The organism is Reyranella soli (genome assembly GCF_007992495.1).
GTDB lineage: Bacteria > Pseudomonadota > Alphaproteobacteria > Reyranellales > Reyranellaceae > Reyranella > Reyranella soli.
This window is the reverse complement of sequence record NZ_BKAJ01000181.1, coordinates 1-14,873: the sequence shown is the minus strand read 5'-3', so window position 1 is coordinate 14,873 and position 14,873 is coordinate 1. Positions and strand designations below refer to the sequence as shown.

Annotated in this window: 2 protein-coding genes; both read right to left on the bottom strand. The window is 65.6% G+C overall.

All coding sequences use genetic code 11. The features are described from left to right. The coding region (locus RSO01_RS39540) for a VCBS domain-containing protein (RefSeq protein WP_218037605.1) at window positions 1–13,220 on the bottom strand (13,220 nt) is incomplete at its 3' end. Between the two features lie 452 nt (window positions 13,221–13,672). Then, the gene (locus RSO01_RS39535; protein ID WP_147156100.1) at window positions 13,673–14,641 is read right to left on the bottom strand and encodes a helix-turn-helix transcriptional regulator; all 969 of its coding nucleotides are present in this window, start codon (window positions 14,639–14,641) and stop codon (window positions 13,673–13,675) included. Window positions 14,642–14,873 lie beyond the last annotated feature (232 nt).

Here is a 14,873-nt window from a genome sequence, read left to right as displayed (position 1 = left end):
CTGCTCAGTGTCTGCGTGCCATCCGCCGCCAGCGACCCGACGGAGTTGAAGCCGGCGTAGTGCGTACTGTCCGGCTGGCTGTCGATGCGGAAGCCTGCCCAACTGGTCCCCGCTGACTCGGATCCGGAATTCTCGACCACATAGGAGAAGTTGAGCAGCGCACCCTGTGCCAACGACGTCGTCGACGGCGTGATGCTCGCCACCACGAGATCCGTCAGCGTGCCAATTTGTCCGCTGCCGTTCAGGTCCTGATGGAAATCCGTCTCGAGCTGCCGCAGCGCTGAGTCGGAGCCCGGCACGCTGCCCGTGACATTGGAAACATAGTTGCCGCTGCTGTTCACCTTCCAGATGACGAACTCGTCAGCCGCTCCGTTCTTCCAGGCAACCAGGTAGTCACTACCGGTCTGCTCGCCTGCGATGATCGTCCAAGCTCCCTGGATGCTGGCTTGGATGGGAGCTCCCCCGAACTTGACCGTCGGACCGACCCCGTCGCTGTCCCACAGGTGGTAGTGGTCTCCCATCAGCACCAACCGGGTCGAGCCGAAGGACTCGATCACCGTGCCGTCATCGGCGCCATTGATGGCGATGTCGACCTGCCGCGTCGTGCCGTCGGCCGTCGCCACCGTCACCAGCTCGTGCAGCGTGTCGCCGGCATTCAGTGCCTGCACGGTGGCATTGCTGTCGTTCAGCGTGTAGGTCCACGCTCCCGCCGCATCGATCGAGAACGTGCCGTAGGTCTTGGCGACGCTGCTCTGCACGACGAACGCCGACGAGCTGTCGATATCCGTCGCCGAGAGGGTGCCGGTCGCCGTCGCAACGCCTGGCGTGGCGTTGGCGATTCCGCCCTTCTCGGTCACCGAGCCCGTCGCCGTGCCGGTGATCACCGCCGCATCGTTGGCGCCGTTGATCGTAAGGGCGATCTGCTGCGTCGTGCCGTCGGCCGTCGCGACCGTCACCACTTCCTGCAACGTGCCGCCGATATTCAGGGCCTGGACGTCGGCATTGCTGTCGTCGAGCGTGTAGCTCCACGCGCCGGCGGCATTGATCGAGAAGGTACCGTAGGTCTTCGCGGCGGCGTTCTGCACCACAAACGTCGCAGCACTGTCGACATCGGTCACGGACAGCGTCCCGGTGGTGGTGACCACGCCGGTCGTGCCGTTGGCGACACCGCTCTTTTCGATCACCGAACCCGTCATTGCGCCGGTGATCACTGCCGCGTCGTTGGCGCCGGTGATCGTGATGTCGATCTGCTGCGTCGTGCCGTCAGCCGTCGAGATCGTCACCAGTTCGTGCAGCGTGGCGCCCGTGCCCAGTGCCTGGACGGCCGCGTCGTTGTCATTCAGCGTGTAGGTCCAGGCGCCCGCGGCATCGATCGAGAACGTGCCGTAGGTCTTGGCCACGGCGTTCTGCGCCGTGAATGTCGCGGCGCTGTCGACGTCCGTCGCCGAGACTGTGCCGGTCGCCGTCGCCGTTCCGGGCGTGCCGTTGGCAACGCCGCCCTTCTCGATCACCGAGCCCGTCGCCGTGCCGGCGATCACCGCTGCGTCGTTGGCGCCGTTGATCGTGATGTCGATCTGCTGCGTCGTGCCATCGGCCGTCGACACCGTCACCAGCTCGTGCAGGGTGCCACCCGCATTGAGTGCCTGCACGGTGGCGTTGTTGTCGTTCAGCGTATAGGTCCACTCACCGGCTGCGTTGATCGAGAATGTGCCGTAGGTCTTGGTGACCGCATTCTGCGCGACGAACGTCTCCGGGCTGTCGGAATCCGTCACGTCGAGGTCGCCGGTCGCCGTGGCCACCCCGGCCGTGCCGTTGGCGGCGCCGCTCTTCTCGGTCACCGAGCCGGAAACGTCACCCGTGATCTGCGCCGGCTGGCCGAATATGAAGTCCGACGCGTCGATCGAGGCCGCCGAAATGTTCTGCAGGCGCAGCGTCGGGCTGCCCGAGCCGAAGCCGACCACCACGTCGCTGCCGTCCTGCGTCACCGTCACCCCGGCGAACGACGTCGCCAGCGTGCCGCCATCGATCTTGTCGATACCGTTCTCGAAGTCGACGACAGTGTCGTTGCCGCCGCCGGCGCCGATCACGAAGACGTCGGCGCCGGTGCCGCCGACCAGCATGTCGTCGCCGCCACCCGCGATCAGCGTGTCGTTGCCGTCCGAGCCGTCGAGCCGGTTGCTGCCGGCGTCGCCCGTCAGCGTGTCGCCGAAGCGCGTGCCGCGCACGTTCTCGATGTTGACGAGCGTGTCCGTGCCGCCGTTGCCGTCGCTTGCCGTGCCGGTCGCCAGGTTGACCGTCGCACCGCTGCCGCTGAAGAAATACACCGCGGTGTCGGTGCCGCCGCCGCCGTCCAGCGCATCGTTGCCCGAGCCGCCCGACAGGAAGTTGTTGCCGCTGTTGCCCGTCAATGTGTCGTCGCCGCGGCCGCCGTTCACGCCTTCGATGTTGGAAAGCGTGTCGGTCCCGATCGAGCTGCCGGTCGCCTGGCCGGTCGCCAGATTGACCGTCACGCCGCTCGTCTGATCGGAGTAGCTGACGATGTCGAAGCCGCCTTTGCCATCGACCGTGTCGTTGCCGCCGCTCAGGTTGAACACTTCGGCGCTATCAAACGCGCTGCCATTGGCATCGCTGCCCGTGATCACGTCGTTGTAGAACGAATCACGTACCCCGAAGACGCCGGTGAACGTGTCCGTGCCCACCGTCTCATTACCCGTCGCCGTGCCGCTGCCCGCGCCCGTGAAGGTCACCGTCACCCCGGCTGTCGAGGTCCGGAAATCGATCTGCGTATGGCCGTTGCCGGTGATCGTGTCGTTGCCGGCGGCACCGTTGAACCGGTTGAAGTCCGCCGACGGGAACGGCCCCTCCCAGATCGTCCCTGTGCCGTTGCCGCTGTTGAAGCCGGTCGCGTCGTAGGTGTCGTTGAACAGGCTGCCGCGGATCATCTCGACGCCATAGAGCTTGTCGACGCCGAAGTAGGCGTCACCACTCACCTGGCTGTAGGCACCGGTCGCATCGGAGCCGGCCGCCATCACGATCGTTACGCCCGACGTGATCGCCGTGTTGGTGTCGTCGTAGCGTGCCTCGTCGAAGCCCGCCTCGCCAAAGATGTTGTCGTTGCCGCCGGCGCCGCGGAAGCCCTCGTACTCCATGTTGAGAGACGAGGTGTTGCCGCCATGCATGACGTCGTCGAAGTTGCTGCCCACGACCTCGCGCACGCCGGAAAGGGTGTCCGTTCCCGCGGCACCTAGTGCCACCGACGAGCCCACCGGCACGTTCGTCGAGGCGCCATGGCTTGCCGTCCCGGCCACCAGGTCGACCACGACACCGGCCGAACTGTCGCCGTAATCGATGGACGTGTAGCCGTTGCCCTGGACCGTGTCGCTGCCGCCGTTGCCGCGGAACGCGTTGTACGGCGTCGTCGACGTCGGATCGCTGAGCCGCATCACAAGCTGCGTGACGTTGTAGACGTCGTTATACTGCGATCCGTAGAACTGGTTGACGTACTTCACCGTGTCGGTGCCGACGCTGTTGCCGCCCACCACCGTGCCGGTGCCGTCCGCCGCGTTCGACAGCGTGATCGTCACGCCGCCGCTGTCGCCGTTGGCGTCGTTGTACTCCGCGCGTGTCTGGTGGATGCCGTCGCCGGTGATCGTGTCGTTGCCGCCACGGCCCTGGAACGATTCGAAGCGCGACCCGCCGCCGCCCTTCAGCGTGTCGGCGAAGTTCGTGCCGACCACGCGCTCGATGTTGGTCACCGTATCGGTGCCCACGGTCGCGTCGCCGGTCACCGTGTGCGCCGCGAGGTCGGCCGTGATGCCCGCCGTCGTCGCCGGCGTGGTCGACGCCTGACCCGCACCGCTGTTCGTGTCGTAGACCGAGTAGTCCGCCGTATCGAAGTCGTTGATGCGGTCGGAGCGCGCGTAGTCGTAGGCGAAACCGCCGTCGATGATATCGTTGCCGGCGCTGCCGCGGAAGAAGTCGCCGCCGTCGCCGCCCGACAGCGTGTCGTTGCCTTCGCGGCCGAACAGGTTGTTGACGGCGCTGTTGCCGGTCATCGTGTCGTCGAACGCCGTGCCCTGTACCGATTCGATCGAGGTCAGCGTGTCGCTGCCGATCGAGGCATCGCCCGTCGCTGTGCCGGCCACCAGGTTGACCGTGACCCCGCCCGTCGAACCGATGTAGTTCGCCGTGTCGGTGCCCGTGCCGCCGTCCAGCGTGTCGTTGCCCGAGCCGCCGTTCAGGTTGTCGTTGCCGCCGCCGCCGATCAGCGTGTCGTTGCCGTTGAGGCCGGTCAGGCTGTTGGCGTTGTTGTCGCCGGTGATGGTGTCGTTGAAGTTCGAGCCGGTGACGTTCTCGATGCCGGAGAGCGTATCGTTGCCGCCCCAGCTGTCGGTCGCCGTCCCCGTCGAGAGGTTGACCGTCACGCCCAGCGTCGCCGCGCCGGCGCTGTCCAGACCGTCGTCGCTGTAGTTGGCCGTGTCCGTGCCGGCACCGCCGTTGATCGCGTCGTTGCCGCTGCCGCCGAAGAACGAATCGTTGCCCGTCCCGCCGTTCAGCACGTCGTTGCCGCCGCGACCGCGCGCCGTTCCGTTCGTGTTGCCGAGCGTCAGCGTATCGGCAAGGCTGGAACCGGTAGCGTTTTCGATCCCGCTCAGCGTATCGGTGCCGCCCCAGTTGTCGGTCGCCGTGCCGGTCAGCAGATTGACCGTGACGCCCTGCGTGCCCGGCCCAAGCGGGTCGAAGCTGCTGTCGGTGTAATCGACGGTATCGCTGTCGGCGCCGCCCGAGATCGTGTCGTTGCCGCTCTCGCCGCGCAGGAAGTCGTTACCTGCCCCGCCGTCGAGTGAATCGTTGCCACCGCCGCCGAGCAGACCGTCGTTGCCGCCGCCACCGATCAGCGTGTCGTTGCCGCCGAAGCCCGACAGGCTGTTGCTGTTGTTGTCGCCCGTGATGGTATCGGCGAGAGCCGATCCATTGGCGTTCTCGATCGAGATTAGCGTGTCGTTGCCGCCCCAGTTGTCCGTTGCCGTCCCGGTCAACAGGTTGACCATCACGCCCTGGGTTGCCGGCCCCAGCGGGTCGAAGCCGTTGTCGGTGTAGTCGACGGTATCGGTGTCCGCGCCGCCGTCGATCGAGTCGTTGCCGCTCTCGCCGCGCAAGTAGTCGTTGCCCGCTTCGCCCTTGATGGTGTCGTGACCTCCGCCACCAAACAGGCTGTCGTTGCCGCCGCCGCCGAACAGCTGGTCGTCGCCGCCATTGCCGTTGAAGCTGTTACTGCCACCATCGCCCGAGATGAGGTCGGCGAATGCCGACCCGTTGACATTCTCGATGCCGCTGAGCGTGTCGTTCGCGCCCCAGTTGTCGCTCGCCGTTCCGGTGGACAGGCTGACGGTGACACCATGCGTCGATTGGCCGGCCGGATCGCCTCCCCAGTCGTTGTAGTCGACGGTGTCGACGTCCGCCCCGCCGTTCAGAGCGTCGCCGCCGCTGTCGCCGCGCAGCCAGTCGTTGCCGGCGTCGCCGTTCAGCGTGTCGTTGCCCGCGCCGCCATTGAGGTTGTCGTTGCCGCCGCCACCGTTCAGAACGTCGTTGCCGGCGAGGCCGAACAGGGTGTTGACGCCGCCGTCGCCGGTGATCGTGTCGCCGAGGTTCGAGCCGTTGACGTTCTCGATCGAGATCAGAGTGTCGGTATTGCCCCAGCCGTCGGTTGCCGTACCCGTTGTCAGGTTGACGACCACTCCCTGCGTCGCGGCGCCTGCGGTATCAAAACCGTAGTCGCCGTAGTCGGCGGTGTCCGAATCAGCGCCGCCATCGAGCGTGTCGTTGCCGCTGCCGCCATTCAGCCAGTCGTTGCCGGCGCCGCCGTTGAGCGCGTCGTTACCGCTGTAGCCCTGCAGGTTATCGTCACCGCCGCCGCCCGACAGCGTGTCGTTGCCGGCGAATCCCGACAGGCTGTTGGCGTTGCCGTCGCCGGTGATCGTGTCGGCGAGAGCGGAGCCGCTGACGTTCTCGATCGAGACCAGGGTGTCGGTGTTGCCCCAGTTGTCGGTCGCCGTGCCGGTCGCCAGATTGACGGTGACGCCCTGTGTTGCCGAGCCCGCCGGGTCGAAGCCCGAATCCCCATAGTCGGCGTTGTCGTTGCCGTTGCCGCCGTTGAGGGTGTCGTTGCCGCTCTCGCCGCGCAGCCAGTCGTTGCCGTCGCCGCCGTTCAGCGCGTCGGCGCCCCCACCGCCGTGCAGGTTGTCATTGCCCGAGCCGCCGTTGAGCGTGTCGTTACCGGCGAACGCGGTCAGGGTGTCGTTCTGGGCGTTGCCGGTGAGCGTGTCGTTGCCGGCCAGACCATTGGACAGGAAAGCAAAGACGTTGTTGCTCGTCACCCAGCCTGAGAACTGCGACGCCGACATCGACGCGCCGGTGACCAGGAGATTCGGCTGGCCTCCCGCCGACGTACCGTCGATCGAGCTGATGGTGCCGGCCGTCGGATGGTTGCTGCCGTCGTAGGTGAAGCCCGTCCCGGTCACGGTCCAGAAGCTGCCGTCGGAGGCGTTCCACCGGAACGACGTCGACGACGTATTGGTGACGGTCGTGAATCCCGCGAACGACAGGGCGGTCATGTCGATCGCCGACGTCGCATCGCGCCACGTGACGGTCAGGCTCGACGGCGGGGGGAACACAAAGTCCGACGCATCGATCGCGGAGGTCGGCGTATTGACCAGCTTCACACCCGGGTTGCCGGCCCCGAAAGTCAGAATCGTATCGGCACCGTCCGCCGTATAGGCGTAAAATGTCCCCAAGGCGGTGATGTCGAGCTTGTCGATGCCGTCCTGGAAATCCAGAATAGTTTTGAAGCCGGCGCCCGGTGCAAACACGAACGTGTCGTTGCCTGTCCCGCCTATGAGCGTGTCATTGCCACCACCGCCATCCAGCCTGTCGTTGCCGCCGCCACCGTCTAGCGTGTTGTTGGCGCTGTTGCCGGAGAGCACGTCGTTGCCCGTCGAGCCCACGACATTCTCGATGTTGCTCAGCGTGTCGGTTCCGCCGAAGCTGTCGCTGGCGATGCCAGTCGCCAGATTCACCGTGGCGCCGGAGCTGTTGTAGTAGGAGACGGTGTCGATGCCGGCGCCGCCATCGATCGAATCATTGCCGCTGTTGCCGACGAAGGTGTCGTTGCCGCCGCCGCCGGAGAGCGAATCGTTGCCGTTGCCGCCCTCCATGTAATCGAGGCCTGAGCCGCCGGTGATCGTGTCGTTGCCATCGAGGCCGAACGCCTGGCCGTCGACATTGCTCAACGTTATGGTATCGGCGAGGTTGGACCCGCCGACCCTTTCGATGTTTGTCAGGGAATCGGTGCCGCCCCACGGGTCGGTCGCTGTCCCGGTCAGCAGGTTGACGACAGCGCCCTGCGTCGGCGCGCCAGCCGGATCGGGACCACCGAAGCCATTGTAGTTGACGGCATCGCTCCCTGCGCCGCCGTTGATCGAATCGTTGCCGCTGCCTGCCCAGATGTTGTCGGCGCTGCTGCCGCCGGTGATCGAATCGTTGCCGCCGCCGCCCACGAGGAAATTGACGCTGGCATTGCCGGAGATGGTATCGTCGCCGGTCGTGATGGCCGATATGAAAGAGCCCGAATCGTTGGCCTGCACCCAAGTCGAGAACTGCGGCGCCGACAGCGAAAGACCGGTGATCAGCATGCCCGGCTGGCCGAGGCCGTTCGTGACGCTGATCGAGCTGATGGTTCCCGCCGTCGGGTGGCCACTGCCATCGTAGGTGAAGCCCGTTCCCGTCATCTCCCAGACGGCGCCGGCGCTGGCCGCCCACTGGAACGACGTCGGCGTCGTATTCGTCACCGTCGAGAATCCGAACAGCACGAGGCCGTTCATCTGCAGCGACTGCGCCGGGTCCCGTTGGGTGACCGTGATGCCGGTTACGTCGTCGGCGCCGTTGATGGTGATGTCGATCTGCCGCGTCGTACCGTCGGCCGTCGCCACCGTCACCAGCTCATGCAGCGTGCTGCCGGCATTCAGCGCCTGGACCGCGGCGTTGCTGTCGTCGAGCGTGTAGCTCCACGCGCCGGCGGCATCGATCGAGAACGTGCCGTAGGACTTGGCCGCGGCGTTCTGCGCCGTGAATGTCGCTGCACTGTCGACGTCCGTCGCAGACAGAGTCCCGGTGGCGGTGGCGATGCCGGCCGTGCCGTTGTTGACGCCGCCCTTCTCCGTCACTGAGCCGGTCACTGTCCCGGTGATCACCGCGGCATCGTTGGCGCCGTTGATCGTGATGTCGACCACCTGCTGCGTGCCGTCGGCCGACGCCACCGTCACAAGCTCATGCAGCGTTCCGCCTGTATTGAGCGCCTGGACCGTGGCGTTGCCGTCGTCCAGCGTATAGGTCCACGAACCCGCGGCGTTGATCGAGAAGGTGCCGTAGGTCTTGGCCACGGCATTCTGCGCCGTGAACGTCTCGGGACCGTCGACATCCGACGCAGACAGACTCCCAGTGGCAGTTGCCGTGCCGGCCGTGCCGTTGTTGACGCCGCTCTTCTCGGTCACCGCGCCCGTCGCCGTGCCGGTGATCGTCGCCGCGTCGTTGGCGCCGTTGATCGTGATGTCGATCACCTGCTGCGTGCCGTCAGCCGTCGCGACCGTCACCAGCTCGTGCAGGGTGCCCCCTGCCGCCAGCGCCTGCACGGTGGCGTTGCCGTCGTTCAGCGTGTAGCTCCACGCACCCGTCGCATCGATCGAGAACGTGCCGTAAGTCTTGGCAGCGCTGCTCTGGACGACGAACGTCTCGGGGCTGTCCGGATCCGTCACGTCGAGATTGCCTGTCGCCGTGGCGACGCCGGCCGTGCCGTTGGCCACACCGCCCTTTTCAGTCACCGAACCGGTAACGTCGCCCGAGATCTGCGCCGCCACGCCGAATATGAAGTCCGACGCATCGACCGATGCCGACGACGTATTCTTCAGGAGCAGCGTCGGGTTACCCGCGCCGAAACCCACCCGCGCGTCGACGCCTTCCTGCGTCACCGTCACCCCGGCGAACGAGGTCGCCAGCGTGCCGGCGTTGATCTTGTCAATACCGTTCTCGAAGTCGGTGACCGTATCGTTGCCGCCACCCGCCGCGGCCGCGAACTTGTCGGCGCCGGTGCCGCCCGTCAGCGTGTCGTCGCCACCACCGCCATTCAGCGTGTCGTCGCCGTCCTCGCCCTTCAACTGGTTGCTGCCGCCATCGCCGGTCAGGGTGTCGTCAAAGCGCGAGCCCCGGACGTTCTCGATGTTCGACAGCGTGTCGGTGCCGCCCTGGCCGTCATTCGCCGTGCCCGTGGCAAGGTTCACCGTCGCGCCGCCGCTGCTGTGGAAGTAGTTTGCGGTATCGATGCCGCCGCCGCCGTCCAGCGTGTCGTTGCCGGACTGACCGGTCAGGTAGTTGTCGCCGCTGCTGCCGATCAGTGTATCGTCGCCGCGGCCACCGCTGACGCCCTCGATGTTCGACAGCGTATCCGTCCCGATCGAGCTGCCGGTCGCCTGGCCCGTGGCCAGGTTCACCGTCACGCTGCTCGACTGGTCCGAGTAACTGACGCTATCGAACCCGCCGCCGCCATCGACCGTGTCGTTGCCTCCGCTCAGGTTGAACACCTCGGCATCGTCGATGGTGTTGCCGTTGGCGTCGCTGCCATGGATCACGTCGCCATAGACGGAATCGCGTACGCTGTAGACGCCCGTGAAGGTGTCGCTACCCGTCGAGATATCGCCCGTCACCGTGCCGCTGCCGTGGCCAGTGAAGGTCACGGTCACGCCGCCGTCGGCCATCCGGTAGTCGATCTGCGTCTGGCCGTTGCCCGTGATGGCATCGTTGCCGGCGCCGCCTCCGAACCGGTTGTAGGTCGCCGACGGGAACGGACCCTCGAAGAACGTGCCCTGTGCATTGCCGCTGTTGAAGCCCGTCGCGTCGTAGGTGTCGTTGAATAGGCTGCCACGCACCGCCTCGACGCCGTAAAGCTTGTCGACGCCGAACAGCGGATCGCCGCTCACCAGGCTATAGGCGCCGCCGGCATCGCTGCCGGCCGCCATCACGATATTGACACCGCTCGTGAGGGCAGGATTGGTGTCGTCGTAACGCGCCTCGTCGAAGCCGGCGCCGCCGATGATCGTGTCGTTGCCGGCGCCGCCGCGGAAGCCCTCGTACTCCATGTTGAGAGACGAGGTGTTGCCGCCCTGCATGACGTCGTCGAAGTTGCTGCCGACGACCTCGCGCACGCCCGAAACCGTATCCGTTCCGGCCGCGCCCAGCGCCACCGACGAGTTCACCGGTATGTTGGTCGACGCTCCGTGAGCGACGGTGCCCGCCACCAGGTCGACCGTGATGCCCGTCGAACTGTCGCCGTACTCGATCCGGGTGTAGCCGTTGCCCTGGATGATGTCGCTGCCGCCGGTGCCGCGGAACACGTTGAACGGCGTCGTCGCCTGCCCGTCGGCCATCCGCAACGTGAACTGGCTGGCGTTGTAGACGTCGTTGTACTGCGATCCATAGAACTGGTTGACGTACTTCACCGTGTCGGTGCCGACGCTGTTGCCGCCCACCACCGTGCCGGTGCCGTCCGCCGCGTTCGACAGCGTGATCGTCACGCCGCCGCTGTCGCCGTTGGCGTCGTTGTACTCCGCGCGTGTCTGGTGGATGCCGTCGCCGGTGATCGTGTCGTTGCCGCCACGGCCCTGGAACGATTCGAAGCGCGACCCGCCGCCGCCCTTCAGCGTGTCGGCGAAGTTCGTGCCGACCACGCGCTCGATGTTGGTCACCGTATCGGTGCCCACGGTCGCGTCGCCGGTCACCGTGTGCGCCGCGAGGTCGGCCGTGATGCCCGCCGTTGTCGCTAGCGTGGTGCTCGACTGACCGGCGCCGCTGTTCGTATCGTAGACTGAGTAATCGACCGCGTCGAAGTCGTTGATCCGGTCGGGCCGCGCGTAGTCATAGGCCACGCCGCCGTCGATGATGTCGTTGCCGGCACTGCCGCGGAAGAAGTCGCCGCCGTCGCCGCCCGACAGCGTGTCGTTGCCCTCGCGGCCGAACAGGTTGTTGACGGCACTGTTGCCCGTCATCGTGTCGTCGAACGCCGTGCCCTGTACCGATTCGATCGAGGTCAGCGTGTCGCTGCCGATCGAGGCATCGCCCGTCGCCGTGCCGGCCACCAGGTTGACCGTCACTCCACCGGTCGATCCGATGTAGATCGCCGTGTCGGTGCCTGCCCCGCCATCGATCGCGTCATCGCCGGCATTGCCGCCCAGCGTGTCGTTGCCCGTCCCGCCCGCAAGCGTGTCGTTGCCGTTGCCGCCGCCCAGGCTGTCGTTGCCGTCGCCGCCATCCAGCGAATCGTTGCCGTCGCCGCCGTTCATGGAATCGTTGCCGCCGGCGCCCACCAGCGTGTCGTTGCCGGCGAAACCGTTCAGGCTGTTGTTGTTGTTATTGCCCGTCAGGGTGTCGCCGAGGTTCGAGCCGTTGGCATTCTCGATATTGGACAGCGTATCGGTGCCGCCCCAATTGTCGGTCGCCGTGTTCGTCACGAGGTTGACGTTCACGCCCTGGGTAGGCGCGCCGAGTGGGTCGAAGCCGTTATCCAGGTAGTCGACGGTGTCGGTGTCGGCCCCGCCGTCGATCGTGTCGTTGCCGCTGTCACCGCGCAGGAAGTCGTTGCCTGCCCCGCCGTTCAGGGAGTCGGCGCCACCACCGCCGAACAGGTTGTCGTTACCGCCGCCGCCCGACAGCGTGTCGTTGCCCTGATTGCCGTTCAGGTTGTTGCTGTTGCCGTCTCCGGTGAGCGTGTCGCCGAGGTTGCTGCCGTTGACGGCCTCGATGTTGGACAGCGTATCGCTGCCGCCCCAGTTGTCCGTCGCCGTCCCATTGGACAGGTTGACGATGACCCCTTGAGTCCCAGGACCCGCCGGATCGAAGCCGAAATCCGAATAGTCGGCGGTATCGAAGTCGGCGCCGCCGTTGATCGAGTCGTTCCCGCTGTCACCGCGCATGAAATCGTTGCCGGCGCCGCCGTCCAGCGTATCGTTGCCCTGATTGCCGTTTATGCTGTCATTACCGCCGCCGCCGCTCAGCGTGTCGTTGCCGCCCTGGCCGGAGAGGTTGTTGACGTTGTTGTCGCCGGTAAGCGTGTCGCCGAAGCTGGAGCCGTTGACGTTCTCGATGCCGCTCAGCGTGTCGGCACCGCCCCAGTTGTCCGTCGCGATACCGGTCGTCAAGTTGACGGTGACGCCCTGGGTTGCCGGGCCCGCCGGATCGCCCAAGAATTCCGTGTAATCCGCCGTGTCGATGTCGGCGCCGCCGATGATGGTGTCGTTGCCGCTGTCGCCGCGCAGGAAGTCGTTGCCGGCGCCACCGTCCAGCGTGTCGTTGCCGGCGCCACCGCTCAGGTTGTTGGCTCCGGCATCGCCGGTGATCGTATCGGCAAAGGTCGAGCCGCCGACGTTCTCGATACCGCTCAGCGTATCGCTGTTGCCCCAGTTGTCGGTCGCCGTACCCGCCGCCAGGTTGACGGTGACGCCATGGGTTCCCAGGCCCACAGGGTCGAACCCATCATCGGCATAACTGGCAAAATCGAAGTTGCTGCCGCCGCCGTTCAGCGTGTCGTTGCCGCTGCCGCCGCTGATGAAGTCCTGCCCCGTCCCGCCGAAGATCGTGTCGTTGCCGTTGCGGGCGAACACCCAGCCGTTGACGCCGTCTTTCATCGTGATTGTGTCGGCGAAGGTGCTGCCTTCGACGGCTTCGATGCTGGTCAACGTGTCGGTGCCGCCCATCCCGTCCGACGCCGTGCCGGTCTGGAGATTCACGGTCACGCCGGTCGCGCCCGACCCGCCATCTGTGTTGTTGTTGCGGTAGCTGACCTGATCCATGTCAGCGCCGCCGTCGATGGTGTCGTTGCCCGTTCCACCGACGAGGTAGTCGCCTCCGGCACCGCCAAGGATCGTGTCGTCGCCACCCAGGCCGTAGAGCGAGTTGTTGCCGGCGTTGCCGTTGACCGTGTCGTTCCCGGCAAGGGCGAGTGAGAACAGGCCGTAGCTGTCGGAGAAGGTGAACCGGGCGAAGGCGTCCGATGCAGGCACTGCCGTACCGGTAATCTCGACGATCGGCTGGGCACTACCGGACGTGACCTGCAGGGAGCTGACCGTGCCCGTGACCGGCTTGCCGTCCCCGTCATAGGTGAAGCCGGTTCCGGACATGACCCAGAAACTGCCGTCGTGGAGGTTCACCCGAAACGATGTCGGACTCGAGTTCGAGACCGACGCAAAACCCGAAGACAGCAGAGTGAACACGTCGCTAGGCTGCGACGCGTTGAGCCACGTTACCGAAGCCATGAGCCCCCCAAAGACGTGTGCTACTTCCCCAAAAACTCCCCGAGAAAAGGTTAATCGGGGAAAACCTCACTGTCTATACAGCCGGCAGGTGTGCAATCGCCAGTTGATCCCAAGAAAGTCGACTGACCCGGTCTCACCCTTCAGCCGCACCCAGTTGCAGTTACCAATGCTCCCGAAGTCCCAGTTCGTTCGCCTTGACGCCTGCGCTATGACGTTAACTGGGCACCGGCGACGCAATCATCACCCAATTGGGTGACAGCGCAGAACTTCGCGTCGTCATTGAACGGTCACCGGCCCAGCAGCCGCCAAGTGCAGTCCTAGGTCGGAAAACTCTTGAGAAGCAGTCGCACAAGGTCAACCTGCGACACCGTTTGCGTCTTGGAACGGGCGCTGGCGAGCTGGGTGCGCGCTGTCTCGAACGCGACGCCGAGTTTTCTGGCGATCGCCGGCAACGGCATTCCTTCGGCCAGGAGCGCAACCAAGCGAGCTTCCGATGCGGTGAGGCCAAAGAGATGGACGAGCTCGCTGTGATCGACCGAAAACGCCCTGTCCGCGTCCGAAATCATCAACAAGACAGAGGGCTTGTCCTCCATGCTGTCCCCGACCGGAGGCATCGAACTCACATGCGCAATGTACGGCCTGGCGGCTGGGGTCCGCGGTATCGATAGGTGACCGCAATATCGCTGGCCTAGCCCGGCAGCCCTTGCGGCCTGCCCAATCAGCTTCTGGAGCAGGGCATCGGCGACCGGCGCATGAGCACGCAGACGGTCTCTAAGGCAGAAGCCGTCGCGGCGCTGGAGAATTGCAAGCGCTGCGTCATTGGCCTTTGCGACTCGACCGTCTGCAAAGAGCTCCGCCACACCGAAGCCCATTACATCCGATGCAACATCATGAATCGGCGGCTCCGCGACGGTTACGTCGCGCCAGGCTACGCCAAGGCCGTCACGTAGTGGAAAAAGCCTGAACGAAACGACCCGGCCTTTGATGACGACCGATTCCGCTCGATCGACGACAGTTTGCCTTGTGTCCATCGCTTTGAAGAATTGCCCGCCCAAAGGGCGTTGCTGCGGCAGTCGGAAACAAGTCCCACAAGCCTCGCCCAATGACGTCGCCCGGAGGGCGGCTGAAATAGCGAGATGCAAGCCTGTTAAATCGCCGCAAGCGCCATGCCCGATCGACGGAATAGAAGCCCTCGTCCAATTCCTCGAGAATGGCTGAAAGCTCGTCATCGCCTGTCGACGTGACAGCCTGATGATGGAGTGACCGAGAGCGACGATGTCAGACATTGGCGTTTCACGCCCAAGGGCAGCCGGAACGGTCTCGCACTGGCGTTCGCCGCAGGCCAACCACCCTCGTCGGCTGCCACGAGCCGAGCCGCGTCAACAAAGCCATGAAGCCCCCGCTCCAAGCCCAAGTTTCCAGAGGAGGATAGGCCGGGCGAACATCTGCGTCCAGTGCACAGCCCACGGATGTAACGGTGGGGCGAGGCCAGAAAATTGCGCTAGTCGCTCTGCACAG

Coding starts and splice junctions, on each gene's coding strand:
- RSO01_RS39535 (WP_147156100.1), bottom strand. CDS start 14,641: ATGTCTGACATCGTCGCTCTCGGTCACTCCATCATCAGGCTGTCACGT.